The organism is Pseudochelatococcus lubricantis (genome assembly GCF_011762225.1).
Classification (GTDB): Bacteria; Pseudomonadota; Alphaproteobacteria; order Rhizobiales; family Beijerinckiaceae; genus Pseudochelatococcus; species Pseudochelatococcus lubricantis.
In genome coordinates, this window is the sequence record NZ_JAASQI010000001.1 from 174325 (window position 1) to 193945 (window position 19621).

17 protein-coding genes are annotated in these 19621 nt (G+C 67.1%); 12 read left to right on the forward strand and 5 right to left on the reverse strand.

Features of this window, described 5'->3' with window-relative positions; genetic code table 11:
* Window positions 1–9: 9 nt before the first annotated feature.
* Complete coding sequence (locus FHS82_RS00715) at window positions 10–1293, reverse strand: penicillin-binding protein activator (protein WP_246224953.1); 1284 nt, start codon at window positions 1291–1293, stop codon at window positions 10–12.
* 361 nt (window positions 1294–1654) lie between these two features.
* Here FHS82_RS00715 and rsmI point away from each other — a divergent pair, with 361 nt between their 5' ends.
* The 3 genes from rsmI to gshB all read left to right on the forward strand — a co-directional run bounded on the left by rsmI (window position 1655) and on the right by gshB (window position 4058).
* On the forward strand, window positions 1655–2641 hold the full coding sequence (gene rsmI / locus FHS82_RS00720; protein WP_166947709.1) for a 16S rRNA (cytidine(1402)-2'-O)-methyltransferase: 987 nt from the start codon (window positions 1655–1657) through the stop codon (window positions 2639–2641).
* Window positions 2638–3021 carry a YraN family protein gene (locus FHS82_RS00725; protein ID WP_166947711.1) on the forward strand — a complete coding sequence of 128 codons (384 nt, stop codon included), beginning with the start codon at window positions 2638–2640 and terminating at the stop codon, window positions 3019–3021. Before rsmI ends, FHS82_RS00725 begins: the two co-directional genes overlap by 4 nt.
* A 74-nt stretch (window positions 3022–3095) precedes the next feature.
* Window positions 3096–4058, forward strand: a complete 963-nt coding sequence (gene gshB / locus FHS82_RS00730; RefSeq protein ID WP_166947713.1) for a glutathione synthase — start codon at window positions 3096–3098, stop codon at window positions 4056–4058.
* Window positions 4059–4114: 56 nt separating this feature from the next.
* On the opposite strand, the gene nth is transcribed toward gshB, so the two are convergent.
* A complete protein-coding gene (gene nth, locus FHS82_RS00735) occupies window positions 4115–4786 on the reverse strand; it encodes an endonuclease III (protein WP_343042473.1) in 672 nt (223 codons plus the stop codon).
* A 96-nt stretch (window positions 4787–4882) separates the two neighbouring features.
* Here nth and FHS82_RS00740 point away from each other — a divergent pair, with 96 nt between their 5' ends.
* Window positions 4883–5389, forward strand: coding sequence for a DUF2244 domain-containing protein (locus FHS82_RS00740; RefSeq protein WP_166947717.1), 507 nt, complete (start codon window positions 4883–4885; stop codon window positions 5387–5389).
* A gap of 247 nt (window positions 5390–5636) precedes the next feature.
* Here the strand turns inward: FHS82_RS00740 and hemW are convergent, their stop codons facing one another.
* Window positions 5637–6797, reverse strand: coding sequence for a radical SAM family heme chaperone HemW (gene hemW / locus FHS82_RS00750; RefSeq protein WP_166947719.1), 1161 nt, complete (start codon window positions 6795–6797; stop codon window positions 5637–5639).
* A 249-nt stretch (window positions 6798–7046) separates the two neighbouring features.
* Here hemW and rnr point away from each other — a divergent pair, with 249 nt between their 5' ends.
* The 7 genes from rnr (at window position 7047) to FHS82_RS00785 (ending at window position 15430) form a co-directional block, all read left to right on the forward strand.
* Window positions 7047–9332 (forward strand): ribonuclease R, encoded by a 2286-nt coding sequence (gene rnr, locus FHS82_RS00755; protein WP_246225016.1) that lies wholly within the window; start codon window positions 7047–7049, stop codon window positions 9330–9332.
* Entirely contained in the window at window positions 9329–9814 is a 486-nt protein-coding gene (locus FHS82_RS00760) for a DUF983 domain-containing protein (RefSeq protein ID WP_166947723.1), read from the forward strand. The genes rnr and FHS82_RS00760 overlap by 4 nt, the downstream gene beginning before the upstream one ends.
* On the forward strand, window positions 9811–10539 hold the full coding sequence (locus FHS82_RS00765) for an NUDIX hydrolase (RefSeq protein WP_166947725.1): 729 nt from the start codon (window positions 9811–9813) through the stop codon (window positions 10537–10539). Before FHS82_RS00760 ends, FHS82_RS00765 begins: the two co-directional genes overlap by 4 nt.
* Window positions 10540–10644: 105 nt before the next feature.
* A complete protein-coding gene (gene rpoZ / locus FHS82_RS00770) occupies window positions 10645–11031 on the forward strand; it encodes a DNA-directed RNA polymerase subunit omega (RefSeq protein ID WP_166947726.1) in 387 nt (128 codons plus the stop codon).
* A 266-nt stretch (window positions 11032–11297) separates the two neighbouring features.
* On the forward strand, window positions 11298–13496 hold the full coding sequence (locus FHS82_RS00775) for a RelA/SpoT family protein (protein ID WP_166948857.1): 2199 nt from the start codon (window positions 11298–11300) through the stop codon (window positions 13494–13496).
* Between the two features lie 619 nt (window positions 13497–14115).
* Entirely contained in the window at window positions 14116–14781 is a 666-nt protein-coding gene (locus FHS82_RS00780) for a LabA-like NYN domain-containing protein (protein ID WP_166947728.1), read from the forward strand.
* The gene (locus FHS82_RS00785; RefSeq protein WP_166947730.1) at window positions 14759–15430 is read left to right on the forward strand and encodes a uracil-DNA glycosylase; all 672 of its coding nucleotides are present in this window, start codon (window positions 14759–14761) and stop codon (window positions 15428–15430) included. The genes FHS82_RS00780 and FHS82_RS00785 overlap by 23 nt, the downstream gene beginning before the upstream one ends.
* 52 nt (window positions 15431–15482) lie before the next feature.
* On the opposite strand, the gene smpB is transcribed toward FHS82_RS00785, so the two are convergent.
* Window positions 15483–15956: an SsrA-binding protein SmpB gene (smpB, locus tag FHS82_RS00790; RefSeq protein WP_166947732.1), complete on the reverse strand. Its 474-nt coding sequence runs from the start codon at window positions 15954–15956 to the stop codon at window positions 15483–15485.
* 4 nt (window positions 15957–15960) lie between these two features.
* Window positions 15961–16854, reverse strand: coding sequence for a 4-hydroxy-tetrahydrodipicolinate synthase (gene dapA, locus FHS82_RS00795; protein WP_166947734.1), 894 nt, complete (start codon window positions 16852–16854; stop codon window positions 15961–15963).
* Window positions 16855–17150: 296 nt separating this feature from the next.
* Here dapA and FHS82_RS00800 point away from each other — a divergent pair, with 296 nt between their 5' ends.
* A complete protein-coding gene (locus FHS82_RS00800; RefSeq protein ID WP_166947736.1) occupies window positions 17151–19382 on the forward strand; it encodes a lytic transglycosylase domain-containing protein in 2232 nt (743 codons plus the stop codon).
* The last annotated feature ends 239 nt before the right edge of the window (window positions 19383–19621 follow it).

Sequence of the window (19621 nt, forward strand, 5' to 3'; positions counted from 1 at the left end):
TGCGGTTCGTCAGCGCAGCTCGCGCGGTGCGGCGCTGACGGTGACGGCCGCGTTCTGGCGCACTTCCAGCACCGCGAGCGCGCGGTCGTTGGTGCCGTTCGCGTTGAAGCGGAACACGCCGTCCGCGCCGGCAAAGCCCGCGCGGTTCGTCAGCACGGTGGTGGAGAAGCGCTGCGATCCCTGCGTGCGCACCAGCGCGGCCGCCAGCGAGACCGCGTCGTAAGCCAGGCTCGCGATGCGCGCCGGCTCCGCGCCGAACTTCGCGCGATAGCGCTGGGAGAAGGCGTTGAAACCGGCCGAATCGGGCGCGGCGAACCAGCCGCCCTGCAGGCCGGGCGCCGCCAGTGCGCGCGGATCGTTCCACAGCGAGGTGCCGAGCAGCTTCACCCGCCCCGTATCGACGCCCGCCGTGCGCAGGTACTGCGCCGCGCTCGGCAGAGTATCGGCGTTGTCGGGCAGGAACAGCGCATCGATCTGGCCGGCGTGCGCCGCGATGCGCTGCACGGCCTGCTGCAGGTTGGAGCGGTCGGCGGCGTAGGTTTCGATGGCGACGACGCGCCCGCCCGTGGATGCGACGGTCGTCTGGAACGCCGCCTGCACCACCTTGCCGTAGGCGTTGTCGGGAACAAGCGCGGCAAAGGACTTGCGGCCGCGCTGGGAAGCGAAGCGGATGATGCGGTCGACCTCCGTCTCCGGCAGGAAGCTCAGCAGGTAGACGCCGGGCTGGGCGACGGAGCTGTCGGTGGAAAACGAGATGACCGGACGGTTGTGCGGACGCGCCACCGCCCCCGCCGCGCGGGTAGAGGCCGAGAACAGCGGCCCGAGCACGAGTTCCGCGCCCTGATCGATCGCTGCCCGCGTCGCATCGCGCGCGCCGGCCTCGGTGCCCCGATCGTCCCGCACGAGAAGCTGGATGTCGGGCTCGTTGAACTCGCTGATCGCCAGCTCCGCCGCGTTGCGAAGCGACTGCGCCGTGGCGCCGGCGCCACCCTGCGCCGAGAGCGGCAACACGAGGGCCACCTTCACCGAACCCGTGCCGATGGTGCTCGCCGGCGCAGCCTCGGTGCCGCCGCCGCCTTCCGATCCGCCAAGACCGAAGAACCCGCCCGAGCCGGAACAGCCGGCAAGGAACAGGCTGGCGAGCACGGCAGCCGCGAGGCCCCTGAAACCTGCGGCGCGCATCCCCGACGCGGGGGCGGAACTCTGCGGCCCTGAAGCACCCGGTCTTGAGACGCTGGATGGCAGGTTGCGGTTGACGGCACGGAACACGGCACTCTCCCTGGCTCGTGGCATGGCAGGCTCATACAGGACGGCAGGTCTGCAAGACAGCGGGGTTTGCAGGCACCCGGCACGTTCGGACGCTTGGCGACGAACACGCCGGCGGCGCGGCCGATCGTAGCGACCGGACAGACCGCTGCCGATACTACCGGCTTGAAGCTATTTCGCAATCAAAGGTTAACACCTCTTTACGTCGCTTCCAAAACGTCGCCGCGTCCTTCCGGGCGTTGTCCGGGGGGCCGCGGGCTGTTATCCCCATTTATCGACGGCCCGCCCCTGTGTCATGCTGCCGGCGCGGGAACAGAATCACGTTGACGACACCCGGAAAGCCGACGCGGCAGGGAGGCATGGTCGGTGTGAAGAGGATATGGATGAAATGAGTGAAGACAAGCGCGCGCCGGTGCGCGACCCCGGCAGCGCCACGCCCCTCCCGCCTCCGCCCGGCGCGGCGCCGGCCGCCGCCTCCCGCTTCACCGCCTTCGGCCTCGCGGCAGAGGCGGAGCCGATCGCGCCGGGCCTGCACATCGTCGCGACCCCGATCGGCAACCTCAAGGATATCACCTTCCGCGCGCTCGGGACGCTCGCCGCCGCCGACGCCATCCTTGCCGAGGATACGCGCGTGACCAAGGTGCTGCTCGCCCACTACGGCATCACCACCCCGCTCATCGCCTATCACGAGCACAACGCGGAGCAGATGCGGCCCAGGGTGCTCGCCCGCCTGGAGGCCGGCGAGGCGCTGGCGCTGGTGTCGGATGCGGGCACGCCGCTCGTTTCCGATCCCGGCTACCGGCTGGTCGAGGATGCGCTCGCCCACGGCATCAAGGTCACGTCCAACCCCGGCCCGTCGGCGGTGCTCACGGCGCTCGTCGTCTCGGGCCTGCCGACGGACCGCTTCTTCTTCGAGGGCTTCCTGCCGACGAAAAGCGGCCCCCGCCGCGCGCGACTCGCCGCGCTAGGCGACATTCCGGCGACGCTGGTGCTGTTCGAATCGCCCCGCCGGCTGAGCGAAATGCTGGCCGACGCGGCGGACATTCTCGGCGAGCGGCCCGCCGCCGTGGCCCGCGAACTGACGAAGCTTTACGAGGAAGTGCGGCGCGACACATTGCCGGCCCTCGCCCGCAGCTATGCGGACGAGACACCGAAGGGCGAGATCGTGGTGCTGATCGGCCCGCCGCCCGAGGGCGCGAAGGCACTGTCGCAGGCCGACCTCGACGCGCGCATCGAAACCGCGCTCGCCCGGCACAGCGTCAAGGACGCCGCAGCCATCGTCTCGGCCGCGACCGGGCAGCCGAAACGAGAGGTCTACGCCCGCGCGCTGCAGCTCGCCGCCGCCCGCGACGAGGGCGGTGAAGGCGCGCCATGAACAAGCCACCGCCGGGCCTGCGGCGGGCCGCGACACATGACGCCGGCCAGCGGGCCGAAAGCCTCGCCGCCCTGCTGCTCATGCTGAAGGGCTATCGCATCCTGGCGCGCCGCTACAGGGCGGCCGGCGGCGAGATCGACATCATCGCCCGGCGCGGCGGCACCGTCGCCTTCGTCGAGGTGAAGGCACGGGCGGCGCTCGACGACGCCCGTGTCGCGATCACGGGCGGGAAGGAGCGGCGCATCGCCGGCGCCGCCCGCCACTGGCTGACGCGCAACGGCTGGGCGATGCCGCTGACGCTGCGCTGCGACGCGGTGTTCATCGGCCGCCGCAGCCTGCCCCGCCATGTGGCTGACGTCATGACGCTTTGTCTGGACTGAAGTTTTGCGATTGCGGGACCAGCCGCGCCGGCGCATAAAAACGGACCGTTGCTGACAACCGGAGTATCGTGGCGATGAGTCTTGTCGTGGCCGTCCAGATGGACCCGATCGAGCGTATCAACGTGGCTGGCGATTCCACCTTCGCCCTGCTGCTGGAGGCGCAGAAGCGCGGACATGAACTGCTGTACTACACGCCCGATTCCCTGACGCTGCGCGACAGCCGCGTCACGGCGAAGGTGCGCCCGCTCGCCGTGCGCGACGTCGCCGCGCCCGACTACGCGACACTCGGCGAGGTGCGCCGCATCGATCTGGAGGAAGAGACCGACGTCGTGCTGCTGCGGCAGGATCCGCCCTTCGATCTCGCCTATATCACGTCAACGCACCTGCTCGAACGCATCCACCCGAAAACCTTCGTGGTCAACGATCCGGCCTCCGTGCGCAACGCGCCGGAGAAGGTTTTCGTGACCGCTTTTCCCGAGTTGATGCCCCCCACCCTGATCACCCGCGACAAGGACGAAATCAACGCCTTCCGCGCCGAACACGGGCCTGTCGTCATGAAGCCGCTCTACGGCCACGGCGGCGCCTCGGTGTTCCAGGTGAACGAGCAGGACGGCAATTTCGGCTCGCTCTTCGACCTGTTCTCCGTCACCTTCCGCGAGCCCTGGGTGGTGCAGAAGTTTCTGCCGCAGGTGAAGCTCGGCGACAAGCGCATCATTCTTGCCGATGGCGAGTATGCGGGCGCCGTCAACCGCGTGCCGGCCGAAAACGATATACGCTCCAACATGGTAAGGGGCGGCGCGGCCCTCGCCACTGAGCTGACGGAGCGCGAGCGCCAGATCTGCGAGACCATCGGCCCGCATCTGCGCGAACGCGGCCTGCTGTTCGTCGGCATCGACGTGATCGACGGCTATCTCACCGAGATCAACGTCACCTCCCCCACCGGCATCCGCGCCATCAAGCGCAACGGCGGGCCCGACGTCGCCGCCATCATCTGGGACGCCATCGAGCGCCGCCAGAAGGAAACGGCCGCCAGTTGAATCCGGGTTCCGTGACCGTGATTCCCGTTTCCGGGACCGCTGTTCCCGGCGAAGAGTCAAGCGGTTTTCGGCTCATAGCGACATAAGTCGTTGATAAGGCAGCGCGGGCATTCCGGCTTGCGCGCCTTGCAGACATAGCGGCCGTGCAGGATGAGCCAATGATGCGCGTGGCGGGCGTAGCGGGCGGGCACGATCCGCTCCAGCCCGAGTTCAACCGCAAGCGGCGTAGCGCCGATAGCGAGCGGAATGCGGTTCGAGACGCGGAACAGGTGCGTGTCCACGGCTATCGTCGGCTGGCCAAAGGCGATGTTGAGCACGACGTTTGCCGTCTTGCGGCCCACGCCCGGCAGTTTTTCCAGCTCCTCGCGCGTGCGCGGCACGGTGGAATGGTACTGTTCGACCAGCATCCGCGAGAGCGCGATGACGTTCTTCGCCTTGTTGCGGTACAGGCCGATCGTTTTGATATAGTCGCGCAGCCTTTCCTCGCCGAGCGCCGCCATCTTCTCGGGTGTGTCCGCAACCGCGAACAGCGCGCGCGTCGCCTTGTTGACGCCCACGTCCGTCGCCTGCGCTGACAGCGCCACCGCCACCAGCAGCGTGAAGGGATTCGTGTATTCGAGTTCGCCCTTCGGCTCCGGGTTGGCCGCCTCGAAGCGGCGGAAAATCTCCTCCACAGTGGCGGGATCGACGGGGCTGGCGGCGGATGACGGTACGGCGCTGCTGGTCACGGCTTTTATGATTCGCTCCGGATGATTTTCGGGTATAAAGTTACTTGCAGAAAAAGTTACTCGTAGAAAATGTGACGCCCCCAAGGCCCCGGCCGAATGACCCCAGCCGACGTTCCCGCCTCCGTGAACGCGCATGCGCCCGATGCGACGCTGTTCGCCGCACGCATCACGCCGCACCGCTCCATGGGGCGGCAGGCGTTCCGCATTACCATGACGCTCATCTGTCTGGCGAGCGTGATTTCCAGCCTGCCTTTCGTGCTGATGGGCGCGTGGCCGGTAGCGGGCTTCTTCGGGCTCGATCTGCTCGCACTCTACATCGCCTTCCGCGTCAACTTCCGCCGGGCCGCATCCTTCGAGGAGGTCTGGCTGTCGCGCATCGAACTGCTGCTGCGCAAGGTCAGCCATCGGGGCATATGGCGGGAATGGCGCTTCAATCCTCTCTGGACACGCCTGGAGCAGACGGCGCATGTCGAGTCGGGCGTTGAGAGACTCGCGCTCGTCTCGCGCGGCCAGCGGGTGACGGTGGGCGACGCCCTCTCGCCCGACGAACGCGCCAGCCTCGGCGAGGCGTTGCATGAAGCGCTGCTGGAGGCGAAGCGATAGGCGGCCAATCGCGCGCCGCATGCAGGATGCGCCAGATCGAGATCGCCTGCAGTGTTTCCGCGTAGTTAGAGCTGTAGTTGGACCTGACAATCATCTCACGTGTGCCCGCCACCCGCCGCGCACGATAAAGCCTGCGATAATCCGGAGTAAGGCCGGCCTTTACCTGAATCTCTCCCTGCAACCGCTGGGCGGCGTCGGGATTGTCGTCGGAAATGCAATCGACGGGCGCCGTCGTGTTGACGATGCGTCACGCCGCAAGATCGGCGATGAGTGCGTTCAGCACGGGCAGGCCGGCGGCGGTGGCGCGCAGGCGGCCGCCCGCCGTGTCGACGAGGCCCTGCTCGGCGAGGAAGCGCAGGTTTTCCGCCGGCAGCGGACGGCCGGCGAACTGCGCGTAGCGTTGCGGGTCGATGCCTTCCACCAGCCGCAGGCCCATGAGCAGGAATTCGTCCGCCTGCGTCCCCATGTCCAGGCATTCGCGCTCGATAATGGCGTTGCCGTCGCGCTCGACCAGCGCCAGCCATTGCTCGGGATTGCGCTCCGTGGAAAGCGCCATGCGCCCTTCGTTGGTGACAAGCCGCCCGTGCGCGCCGGGACCGACGCCGGCGTATTCGCCATAGCGCCAGTAGAGCAGGTTGTGGCGGCTTTCCGCGCCGGGTCTGGCATGATTCGAGATTTCGTAGGCGGGCAGGCCATGGCGGGCGCAGACCTCCTGCGTGACGTCATAAAGGTCGCGCGCCGCGTCGTCGTCCGGAATGACGAGCTTGCCGGCAGCGTGAAGCCGGGCATACCAGGTGCCGGGCTCGATGGTGAGCTGATAGAGCGACAGATGCTCCACGGCATGCGCGATGGCCTGCTCCAACTCCGCCGCCCACGCCTGCGGCGTCTGTCGCGGGCGGGCGTAGATGAGGTCGAAGGAATAGCGCTCGAAACTTTGCGCGGCGAGCCGGACGGCGGCAAGCGCCTCCGCCGCCGTGTGCCTGCGTCCCAAGGCGCGCAAGTCAGCGTCGTCGAGCGCCTGCACCCCCAGCGACACGCGGTTGACGCCGGCCAGCCGGTAGCCGCGGAAGCGCTCCGCCTCCACGCTGGTAGGGTTGGCCTCCAGCGTGACTTCCGCGCCGGGAGCGACGCTCCAGTGCGTGGCGATGGCGTCGAGGATGACGCCGATCGTCGCCGGCTGCATCAGCGAGGGCGTGCCGCCGCCGAAGAAGATGGACGTCACCGTGCGCCCGGGCGCGAGCGCGGCATTGTGGGCGATCTCCCGCGCGAAGGCGGCCGCGAAACGGCGTTCGTCCACCGGCTCGTGGCGAACGTGGCTGTTGAAGTCGCAGTACGGGCACTTCGAGGCGCAGAACGGCCAATGGACATAGACGCCAAAGCCGACGTCGCGCGTGGGGTGATCGCTCATGGCCGCTGTGTGAACCGATCGGACGCGAAACGCAAGAGCGCGGCGCGTTCGCGACCGACTGGCGCAAACGTCCGCAACGTGCGAGAAGGAAGTCTCACTTCGCCGCGACAGGTCGGCTTGGAACAGACAGTGGCCAGACAGATCAGGAACCGCTCCACCACGGCAACCGCCGCACCGGCACGGGCACGCAAGACGCGCGCGCGCCCCGAAGCCGCCGGGGAAGGAAGCGCCGGATCGCCGGAGGAATTTCTGCCGACCAAGGAGCAGATCGTCAGCTTCATCACGGAGTCGCCCGGCAAGGTCGGCAAGCGTGAGATCGCCCGCGCCTTCGGCATCGGCGGCGGCCAGCGCATCTGGCTGAAGCGCATCCTGCGTGAACTGGAAGACGAGGGCGCGATCGACCGCCGCCACAAGACGCTGAACCGCACGGGCAGCCTGCCGCCCGTGGTGCTCGCCGACATCACCGCCCGCGACCGCGACGGCGAACTCATCGCCAGGCCCGCGGAATGGGACGACGCCGATGGCGACGCACGCGCGCCGCGTATCCTCGTCCACCTGCCGCGCCGCCAGCGGCCCGGCCAGCCGGTGCCCGGCGTGGGCGACCGCGTGCTGCTGCGGATCGAGGCCAACCGTGACCGTGATTCCGAAGAAACTCCTTCTGCGACAGTAGCTTACGTTGGCCGCGTCATCAAGGTGCTGGCGAAGGTGCGCGCGCAGGTGCTCGGCATTTTCCGCGCCAACCCGGACGGCCCCGGCGGGCGGCTCGTGCCCGTCGACAAGAAACTGCTCGGGCGCGAGATGCCGATCCGGCCGGGGGATGCCGGCGATGCACAGGACGGCGATCTCGTTTCCGTCTCCGTCGCCCGCGCGGGCCGATTCGGTTCGTCCTTCGCCAAGGTGAGCGAGCGGCTGGGGTCGCTGAAATCGGAACGCGCGGTGAGCCTGATCGCCATCCGCGCGCACGACATTCCGGACGTCTTCTCCCCTGCCGCCCTGCGCGAGGCGGAAGAGGCGCAGCCCGCGCCGCTGGCGGGCCGGGAGGACTGGCGCACGCTGCCGCTCGTCACCATCGACCCCGCCGACGCGAAGGACCACGACGACGCGGTCCATGCCACGCCGGACTCCGATCCCGCGAACGCCGGCGGTTTCATCGTGACGGTGGCGATCGCCGACGTCGCGGCCTATGTACGCCCCGGCACGGCGCTAGACAGGGACGCGCTGGAACGCGGCAATTCGGTCTATTTCCCCGACCGCGTGGTGCCGATGCTGCCCGAGCGCATCTCCAACGACCTCGGCTCGCTGCGCCCGCGGGAGGACCGCGCGGCGCTCGCCGTGCGCATGGTGATCGACGTCCGCGGCCGCAAGCGTCATCACACCTTCCACCGCATCATGATGCGCTCGGCCGCGAAGCTCGCCTATCCCCAGGCGCAGGCCGCCATAGACGGCGCGCCGGACGACACGACCGGCCCCATCCTCGACAGCGTGCTGAGGCCGCTGTGGGACGCCTACGCGGCGATGACCGACGCGCGTGACGAGCGCGACCCGCTGGCGCTCGACCTGCCGGAGCGCAAGCTGATCCTGAAGCCCGACGGCACGCTCGACCGCGTCGTGATGCCCGAGCGGCTGGACGCGCATCGCCTCATCGAGGAATGCATGATCCTCGCCAACGTCTGCGCGGCGGAAACGCTGGAGCAGGCGGGCTCGCCGCTGATCTACCGCACCCACGACGAGCCCTCGCCGGAGAAACTGCGCGCGCTCGCGGAGGTGCTCGCCTCCATCGGCATCAAGGCTCCGAAGACGGGCGCGCTGTCGCCCACACTCTTTAACCGCATCCTCGCGCATGTCGAGGGCTCGCCAAACCGTGACTTCGTCAACGAGGTGGTGTTGCGCACGCAGGCGCAAGCCGAGTACTCCGCCGACAACTACGGCCATTTCGGCCTCAACCTGCGCCGCTATGCGCATTTCACGTCGCCCATCCGCCGCTATGCCGACCTCGTGGTGCATCGCGGCCTCATCCGGGCGCTCAAGCTCGGCAAGGATGGCCTGCCGGCCCACGCCTCGCGCGAGGAGCTGGCGGAGGTCGCGGCCCAGATATCGGCGGCCGAGCGGCGCGCCATGGCGGCGGAGCGGGAGACGACGGACCGGCTGATCGCCCATTTCATGGCCGACCAGATCGGCGCCACCTTCGCAGGCCGCATCGCGGGCGTGACGGGCGCCGGCCTTTTCGTGAAGCTTGACGACACTGGCGCCGACGGCTTCATTCCCGCTTCCACGCTGGGGCAGGACTATTTCCGTTTCGACGAGACGCTGCATGCCCTCGTCGGCAGCCGCTCACGCAAGACCTATCGGCTGGGCGACCGGGTGGAGGTGCGGCTCGTCGAGGCCGTGCCGATCGCCGGCGCCCTGAGGTTCGAGCTGCTCGGCGGCGACGCCGGGCGCACGCCGCGGCGCGGCAGCCGCATACGGCGCGCCGGAATCGACGAGGCACCAGCACGCGGCGCGACAACGACAGGGGGAAGGAAACGCCGCCCATGACCATCGAACGGTTGACAGGCAGGCCGGACCTGCATCCGGCGGCGGACGCGCAGCCGCAACGCGACATCTGGCTTTCCGTGCGGCGCGGGCTGCAATGCCGCTGCCCGGCTTGCGGAGAGGGTGCGATCTTCGACGGCTATCTCAGGATCGCGGACCGCTGCCCCGCCTGCGGAGAGGAACTGCACCACCACCGTGCCGACGACCTGCCGCCCTATATCGTGATCACCATCGTCGGGCACATCATCATCACGCTCGTGCTGGCGGTGGAGATGTTCGCGGATTACTCCACCACCACGCAGATGATCCTGTGGCCGCTGCTGACCCTCGCCGTCGCGCTGGTGATGATGCGGCCCGTCAAGGGCGCGGTGGTGGGCTACCAGTGGGCGCTGCACATGCACGGCTTCGGCGGTCCGCAGGAGGACGAGGCGGCCCTGCGCCCGCGCGCAGGCAACACTGACAAGAAGGAACGGGAGAGACCATGAGCGAGGCAGCCACCACCCCGAAGGCGCCGGAAGACAGGCCGGACTACACGAAAATCGTACCGCGCGACGCGGCCTCGCTCATCATCCTGGACCACACGCTCACAGGCCCCTACGTCCTGATGGGCAAGCGGCACGAGCGCCATGTGTTCATGCCCGGCGCCTATGTTTTCCCGGGCGGGCGGCTGGAGGCGTGCGACAGCGAGATGGTGGTCGCCGGCGCGCTGCATCCGGCGGCGGAGCACAAGCTGATGCTGCAGGTCGAGGACCCCTCACCCCTCACCGCCCGCGCGCTGGCACTCGCCGCGATCCGCGAAACCTTCGAGGAAACGGGTCACCTCATCGGCTCCACCGATTACGGTGCACCGGAGGAGACGCCGGCCGAATGGCACGCCTTCGCCGAGCACGGGGTTTTTCCGGAACTCGACGGGCTGCATTTCGTCGCCCGCGCCATCACGCCCCCGCGCTATCCGCGCCGCTTCGACGCACGCTTCTTCGTGACGGAGGCATCGAGCATCGCCCGCACGGTGGAAGGCGCGCACGGCCCCGACCACGAACTCGTGGAACTCGTCTGGGTGCGGCTCGACGACGCGGCCTCGCTGAACACGCCGACAATCACACGTATGGTGATGGCGGAACTGGCGCTGAGGCTCGCGGAAGGTTTCCGGCAGGAAGCGCCGGTGCCGCTGTTCCGCAACGACACACCCAACCCGCGCGACGAGCTGTGACGGGCGCCGCTCTGCCATTGTGATATAAATGTTGTATTTCCGATGGAAATGGTATAGGCGGATTTCTTCGTCTGTTATCGTTGCGTGCAGGAAAAGGAGCCCGTCATGGCTCGCGTCACCGTCGAAGATTGCATCGACAAGGTTGAGAACCGTTTCGAGCTCGTGCTCCTCGCGAGCCACCGCGCCCGCATGATTTCCTCCGGCTCGTCCCTGCTGGTCGACCGCGACCGTGACAAAAATCCCGTCGTGGCGCTGCGCGAGATCGCCGAGGAGAAGTTCGCGGCGGAGGATCTGAAGGAAGACCTGATCCATTCCTTGCAGAAGTATGTCGAGGTCGACGAGCCGGAAGAGGACGCGGTTCCCCTGATCGGCACCTCGACGGGCGGCGCGGTGGACGACACCGAAGTGCAGTTCGACCGCATGAGCGAGGAAGATCTGCTGCGCGGGCTTGAAGGGCTCGTGCCGCCGGCCGCGAGCGACGACGAAGACTGATTGTCGCTTTCAGCTCAGGCGCGTTTGGCAGGCCCGGATCGTTCCGGGCCTTTTCCGTTCCGGCCTCGCACCCGTTTGTTTTTCATCGGAACCTTTGTCATAATTCTTCATGGGTCCGCGTGGGCCGGGTGAAAAGTATCGGGATTACCGTGGCAGACAGTCAGGTGACGGAAGGCCGGCCCGTGACGGAGCGGGGCGAGGCGGAGCGTATCGAGACGGAACGGGCGGGCGCGGAGCAGTCCCGCGGCGTGAGAGGCGCGCTGCCGATCATGCGGCAGTACGAGCTTGTAGAGCGCGTGAAGCGCTACGATCCCAACGCCGACGAAGGGCTGCTCAACCGCGCCTATGTCTATGCGATGCGGGCCCACGGCACCCAGAAGCGCGCGTCGGGCGACCTGTTCTTCTCGCATCCGCTCGAAGTCGCTGCCATCCTGACGGACCTCAAGCTCGACGACGCCACCATCGTCGCCGCCGTGCTGCACGACACGATCGAGGACACCGAGGCCACGCGCGAGGAGATCGACCAGCTCTTCGGCCCCGAGATCGGCGCGCTGGTGGACGGGCTGACCAAGATCAAGAAGCTCGACTTCGTCTCTCGCAAGGCCACGCAAGGCGAAAACTTCCGCAAGCTGCTGCTCGCCATCGCCGCCGATGTGCGCGTGCTGCTGGTCAAGCTCGCCGACCGGCTGCACAACATGCGCACGCTCGGCTTCATGGCGCAGGAGAAGCGGGCGCGCATCGCCGAGGAAACGCTGGAGATCTACGCGCCGCTCGCCGGGCGCATGGGCATTCAGGAACTCCGCGACGAGCTGGAGGACCTCGCCTTCCGCCACCTGAAGCCGGAAGCTTACGAGACCATCGCCCGCCGGCTGGAGAATGTTAGCGCGCGCAACGGCAAGCTGGTCGAGACGATCGAGCACGACCTGACGGAGCGCCTCGCGGAAAAGGGCATCGTCGCCTGCGTCAAGGGCCGGCGCAAGCGCCCCTATTCCATCTGGAAGAAGATGGAGCGCAAGTCGCTGGCGTTCGAGCAGCTGTCGGACATCTTCGCCTTCCGCATCATCGTCGCTTCCATCGACGACTGCTACCGGGCGCTTGGCGTCGTGCACACCGCGTGGCCGATGGTGCCAGGGCGCTACAAGGATTATGTGTCGACCCCGAAGCAAAACGACTACCGCTCCATCCACACCACGGTGATCGGCCCCGGCCACCAGCGCGTGGAGCTGCAGATCCGCACGCAGGACATGGACGAGGTCGCCGAGTACGGTATCGCGGCGCATGCGCTCTACAAGGACGGACGCACCGGGCGCTTGCTGAATGAAAGCCGCGCCTATCAATGGCTGCGCCGCACCGTCGACCTGCTGGCGGAAGGTGACAGCCCCGAGGAATTTCTGGAGCATACCAAGCTCGAACTGTTCCACGACCAGGTGTTCTGCTTCACGCCGAAGGGCCGGCTCATCGCGCTGCCGCGCGGCGCGACGCCGATCGACTTCGCCTATGCCGTGCATACCAACGTCGGCAACACGGCCGTCGGCGCCAAGATCAACGGCCAGATCGCGCCGCTGCTCTCGGAACTGCAGAACGGCGACGAGGTGGAAATCGTGCGCGCCGACGGCCAGACACCGCCGGCGGCATGGGAATCGCTCGTCGTCACCGGCAAGGCGCGGGCCGCGATCCGCCGGGCGACGCGCGACGCCGTGCGCCGGCAATATGCGGGGCTCGGCGCGCAGATTCTGGCGCGCGCCTTCGCACGCGCAGGCCGCGCCTACTCCGACGAGAAGCTGAAGGCGGCCCTGCCGCGGCTGGCGCGCGCCTCCCTCGACGACGCGCTGGCGGCCGTGGGGCGCGGCGAGATGTTCTCGGGCGATGTCGTCAAGGCCGTCTATCCCGACTTCAAGGACGAACGGCGGCCGACCGTCGACGGGCTGTCCGGCCACGGCTGGTTCGGCCTCAAGGGCAGCGAGACGCTGAAGTTCAAGGTGCCCGACAGCGGCAAGGAAGCTGACGGGCGGCACGCGATCCCGATTCGCGGCTTCAACAGCGACCTGCCGGTCACCTTCGCGCCGGAGGGCGGCGCCGTGCCGGGCGACCGCATCGTCGGCATCCTTACCGCCGGCGAGGGCATCACCATCTACCCGATCCAGTCGAAGGCGCTGGCGGCGTTCGAGCACGAGCCCGAACGGTGGCTCGACGTGCGCTGGGATGTCGACGAGGAGAACATCCAGCGCTTCCCGGCCATCATCTCGCTCAGCGCCGTCAACGAACCGGGAGCGCTCGCCGAGATCACCCAGATCATCGCCGACCACGATGCGAACATCGAGGATATCGCGATGAAGCGGCCCACGCCCGATTTCACGCATCTCACCATCCGGCTGTCGGTGTGGGACCTCAAGCACCTCACCAGCCTGATCGCCGAACTGCGGACCACACGGTCGGTGAGTTCGGCGGAACGCATTACGGATTAGGGCGGCCGCCACGGCCGTCCACCGGTTCTTCGGCCCGGCGCCCGCCGTCCGGCCCGTCTCGTGGAAATCATGCGACAGAAAATGTCCAGAATTTTCCATACGCGACAACATGCGCGAACTGAAAGCGGCATGTATAGCCCCATGGCGAGTAGACATATTGACGTAGTCCATGGATAATACGAGATAGATGCGCGGCCTTTGCTTCGCGCTTCCGCCTGCATGCATCACCGATAAGAACGCAATATGCTGCAATACATTTGAAAGCAGGACTATTATTTTTCTATATTCGACTTTCGTTACTTGTAAGGATATCGGTACATGGATAAATTTTGAGTAGCGGTTGTTTGAATTGATGCGAAAGTTATGTAGTATAGTTTCTTCGAGGTTGCATTCGACGTCCTTCGGGTTACCGTGCACGGCACGCCCCCGGCGGATACGGCGGGATACGCTCGCGGCTATGGTCACAGAGGAGCAGGTGAAAACAGAGCGATTGAACAGCACTATGCATATTGCCGGAGCCAGAAAGTAAACACCCGTTGTCCGCCAACCATTGCCTCGGATTCCATAGGTCGGCGGGAGCAGCACCCATGAATTATACTTAACCTATAGAGATTGCATCATGTCTACGATCTGCCGGCGCGCCGTGTTCATTGATGGGGCCAACCTTTACGCAACGACCAAGACCCTCGGCTTCGACGTCGATTTCAAGCGGCTGCTGCGGTCCTACAATCATAATGGCCGCCTGATCCGGGCGTTCTATTACACCGCGATGATCGAGGACCAGGAATACTCATCCATCCGTCCGCTGGTCGACTGGCTCGACTATAACGGTTACCGCGTCGTCACCAAACCGACCAAGGAATTCATCGACTCCTCCGGCCGGCGCAAGGTCAAGGGCAACATGGATATCGAGCTTGCCATCGATGCGCTCGAACTCGCGCCCCACATCGACGAGATGATCCTGTTTTCCGGCGATGGCGATTTCCGCTCGCTGGTGGAGGCGATGCAGCGTCGCGGCGTGCGCGTCATCGTGGTTTCCACCATCCAGACCCAGCCGCCCATGATCGCCGACGAGCTGCGCCGCCAGGCCGACGAGTTCGTCGACATCACCCAGCTCGCTCCCCTGATCGGCCGCGAACACAGCGAGCGGCCGGAGCGTTCGGTGCGGCTCGCCACCGATGCCGATGACCGCGCCGAAAACGTCAAGGGCCGTTCGCTCGTCGAGCGGCGCTACGGAATCAGGAACCAGCCGGTGGACAACAATGACGACGGCGACCTGTCCTGATCCGGGCAGCACGCCGTCTCCCGACTGCAATCTTTGCCCGCGTCTCGCGGCGTTCCGCCGGGAATGGCAGGCGCGTGAGCCTGCGTGGTTCAACGCACCGGTGCCATCTTTCGGCCCTGTGGGCGCGCGCCTGCTGGTCGTCGGCCTCGCGCCCGGCCTGCGCGGCGCCAATCGCACGGGGCGGCCGTTCACCGGCGACTATGCCGGCGACCTTCTCTACGAAACCCTGCTGACCTTCGGCCTCGCGCGCGGCCGTTACGCCGCTTCGCCCGACGACGGCCTCGAACTCGCCGACAGCCGGATCACGAACGCCGTGCGCTGCGTACCGCCCGAGAACAAACCGACCGGCGCGGAGATCGTCACCTGCCGGCGCTTCCTCTCCGGCACTCTCGCGGAAATGGCGAATCTGCAGGCCATCGTCGCCCTCGGGCGCGTGGCGCACGACACGGTTGTGCGCGCGCTGGGACGCGCGCCAACGCGCGTCCCGTTCCGCCACGGCGGCCACTACGACCTTGGCAACGTGCGGCTTTTCGACAGCTACCATTGCTCGCGCTACAACACGAATACGCGGGTGCTGACGCCGGAGATGTTCCGGGCGGTCTTTGGCGACGTGCGGGATTTTCTGGACGCCGTCCCTCGCGCGGCCTGAAGCCGCGCAGGTTCGACCGTTCGCGATGAGCATGGCCCGTCGCGGAACGGCGTTATCCCTTTTCGCGCATGATGCGCGCGCGGTCGCGATCCCACGTGCGCTTCTTCTCGCTCTCACGCTTGTCGTGAAGCTGCTTGCCGCGCGCCAGCCCGATCTCCACCTTGGCCCGCCCGCGATCGTTGAAATAGATCTTCAGCGGCACGACGGTGAAACCCTCGCGCTGGGTGGCGCCGAGCAGGCGGTTGATCTGTCGCTTGTGCAGCAGCAGCCGTCGGGGGCGGCGCGTCTCGTGGTTGAAACGGTTGGCTTGCAGATATTCCGGGATATAGGCGTTGAAGAGGAAAAATTCCTCGCCCGACGGGCCTGCGTAGGCCTCGCCGATGGTCGCCTTGCCGGTGCGCAGCGACTTCACCTCCGTCCCGGTCAGCGCGATGCCTGCCTCGATGGTATCGACGATTTCGTAATTGAAGCGGGCCTTGCGGTTGTCGGCGACAATCCGCTGCCCGCCCTTGTCATTGGGAGCCATCAGGTCAGCCGTCGATCACGCCGGCAATTGCGAGGGCCTCATCCACCTTTGCTTTCGTCGCGGCCGACACCGGAACCATCGGCAGGCGCACCTCGTCGTGAATCCGTCCGATACGCGACAGCGCGTACTTGACTGGCGACGGGTTGGTCTCGGCGAAGAGCGCCGTGTGCAGCGGGAAAAGCCGGTCCTGCAAGGCGAGCGCGGAGGTGAAATCGCCCGAAAGCGCCGCGTGCAGCAGGTCCGCGCATTGCCGGGGGGCGGTGTTGGAGGTAACGGAAATGCAGCCGTGGCCGCCGTGCGCCACGAAGCCGAGCGCCGTCACGTCCTCGCCCGAGAACTGGACGAACTCCGGCCCCAGCACCTGGCGCTGCAGGCTGACGCGGGCGATGTTGGCGGTGGCGTCCTTCACACCGACGATGTTCGGCAGCTCATAGAGCCGCGCCATCGTCTCCACGGACATATCGATCACCGAGCGGGGCGGAATGTTATAGATGATGATCGGAATGCCGATGGCGTCGTTGACCGCCTTGAAGTGCTGATACAGCCCTTCCTGATTCGGCTTGTTGTAATAAGGCGTGACGACGAGCACGGCATCGGCACCGACCTCTTCTGCGTGGCGGGCGAAATCGATCGCCTCCGCGGTGCTGTTCGATCCCGCCCCGGCCACGACCGGGACGCGGCCTTTCGCCTCTTCCACCGCCCACGCGACAACCTGCTTGTGCTCCTCGTGGCTCAGCGTGGGGCTCTCACCGGTGGTGCCGACCGGCACAAGGCCGTCGACGCCATTCTCGATCTGCCAGGCGATGAGCGCGCGAAATGCATCCTCGTCGACCCTGCCGTCGCGAAACGGCGTCACGAGGGCGGTGTACAAACCCTTGAAGCGGCGATGTGCTGTCATGATATATCCCCCGAGATGACGGGGGCTCTCCCGATATGGTCTGATCATCGTCGGGCCTCGACCCGCGCAAGCTGATACTTAATCACTTGGAGGCGGTTGCGCAAAGGCTCATATTGCATCACGCGGGACGATCGGACACATTTATCACCGCGTTGCCCGCGCAGTCGCACTCTATCTGCGGTTCTGGTTAACAGTTCTTGAACGATTGGAGGCGACGATGCGGGCGACGGAAACGCGGTGGCGGAGCCGGAAGCAGACAGAAGCCCGTTCCCGCATCCTGCGAGGGAGACCCATTGATGCGCTTTAGAACCGGGCTTGTCCTCACGCTTGCCGTCGTTGCCGTCATCCTGGGGCCGGGCCTCGTGATGAACGAGCGCGAGCCGGCGGACGAGGCGCTGGTCACGAGTTCCATCGGCGCCCCTCCCGCCACGACGCCGGAAGAGGCCGCCCCGCGGCAGATGGCCGCCCTGCCCGACGATTCGCCGAAGCCGCCTGAGGTTATCATCCCGATCGTTCCACGCTGGCCCACGTTCGACCTGTCCGTCTTCCGCGAGGCCGTCGGTTTTTATCGCGCCGGCCAGCTCGATCAGGGTGACGCCGTCGCCGCGCGGGTGAGCGACCAGGCGACGCGCGACGCGCTGGAATGGATCGCCCTGCGCGCGAGCAGCGCGGGCATCGACCGGGTACGTATCGAAACCTTTCTCGCGCGCAATCCCGACTGGCCGGGCGCCGAAGCGCTCCGGCGCCGCGCCGAGGCGACCTTTCTGCAGGGCGCGCCGGCCGACGACGCGGTGCTGGCGTTCTTCGACAGGCAGGCGCCGGCGACGACGGTGGGGAGACTGGCCTACAGCCGCGCGCTCGCCAGCAGCGGGCGGGACGGGCAGGCGCTCGCCATCGCACGCGCGCTCTGGCACCAGGAAGCACTGTCGCCCGCCGCGCGCCGTTCCCTGCTCGACACCCACGGCTCGGGCCTTTCCGCCGACAATCACCGCATCCGCCTGCGCAACATGCTCTACGCCGAACAGTGGGATGCGGCCACCGATGCCGCGCTGCGGGCGGGGCGCGGGGAAGTGGCGCTCGCGGAGGCCTTCATCGCCGCGAGCAAGCGCACACGGGATGCGGGCAAGCTGCTCGACGCCGTTCCCCCCGCCATGCGCGACACTCCGGAATGGCTGCTCGCGAAGGCGCGCTTCGAGCGGCGCGGCGGCAACCTGAAGGAGGCGGCGGCCGCGCTCGCCCGCGCGGCGGCGAAGTCCGTGCGCGAGGAGCCGCCGGCGCCCGCCGGCGAGGCGGAAGACACGCCGGCGATCAAGGTCATCACAGCGCCCATTCCCGAAGACGCCATCGCTGAAGACGCAATGGCCGACAGCGGCACGACCGGCTCGCACTGGGCGCTGGAACAGCGCCTCGTCGCGCGCGCGCTGCTGGACGGCGGCAACGCGAAGGCCGCGTACGACGTGGCGGCCCTGCCGTTCGCCATCCGCGAATCGGACAGCATCGACGCCTCCTTTTTCGCCGGCTGGATCGCACTGCGCTTCCTCAACCAGCCGGAAAAAGCCGCCACGCACTTCGCCGAGGCTGCGCCGCACGCCACCCTGCCGATCTCGATAGCCCGCGTCGCCTACTGGCGCGGCCGCGCGGCACAGGCGCAAGGCAGTGAGGAAGAGGCGAAGACGTATTTCACGCAGGCCGCCGACCACGCCACGACCTACTATGGGCAGCTCGCACGCGAGAAGCTCGGCCTCAACGCCGTCGCCGTGCGCGCCCTGCCGGAACCCACCGCGCAGGCCCGCTTCGATCTGTCGCAGACCAAGGCGGTGCAGGCCGCGCGGCTGCTGTTCGAGGCGGATGAAGCCGACCTCGCGCTACAGTTTCTTCCCGGCCTCTCCCGCACGCTCGACGATGCCCATCTCGCGGCACTGGCGGAACTGGTGCAGGAATCGCGCGATGCGCGCGCGGCTCTCATCATGGGCAAGGCCGCGGCCTACAGGGGCAAGCCGTTCGACGTGCCGGCCTTCCCCACTTTTGGCATTCCCGACGTGAACAGCGCGGCAATCGAGGAGCCGATGATCTACGCGATCACCCGGCAGGAAAGCGCCTTCGACGGCAAGGCGGTGTCCCACGCCGGCGCGCGCGGCCTCATGCAGCTCATGCCCGCCACCGCGCAGGCAACAGCGCGCGCCGCAGGCCTGCCGTTCGATCTCGCGCGGCTCACCAGCGATCCTGCCTACAACGCGCAACTCGGCGCGAACCATCTGGCGGAACTCGTCGAACGCTGGAAGGGCTCCTACATCCTCGCCATCGCCTCCTACAATGCCGGCCCGGGCAACGTGCGCAAGTGGATCGCGGCCTATGGCGACCCGCGCTCGGCCGGCATCGACCCTGTCGACTGGGTGGAGCGCATCCCCTTCACCGAAACGCGCAACTACGTGCAGCGGGTGCTCGAAAACCTGCAGGTCTATCGCCTGCGCCTCAACAGCGAGACGGCGCTGCTGCTCTCGCAGGACATGGTGCGCGGGCGCAACTGAAGCAGCAGGCGCCGCGCGCCCGTTTGTCCTGAAGTCCCCCCGCCTGTGCCGGTTTTCGCGCGCCCGAACATGAGCGAAAGCAAGGATTTATCCCCCGCGAATAATATAGTGGTCATATACGGGTGCTACGTGGACGGATGCAGCATGCATAGTGCTGTCCAGAACGACATGTCAGACATCCGACCTGATCACAACGCCAACGGGCGCCGGACGCGAGAAGCCGGGCGATCGCCGAGAGA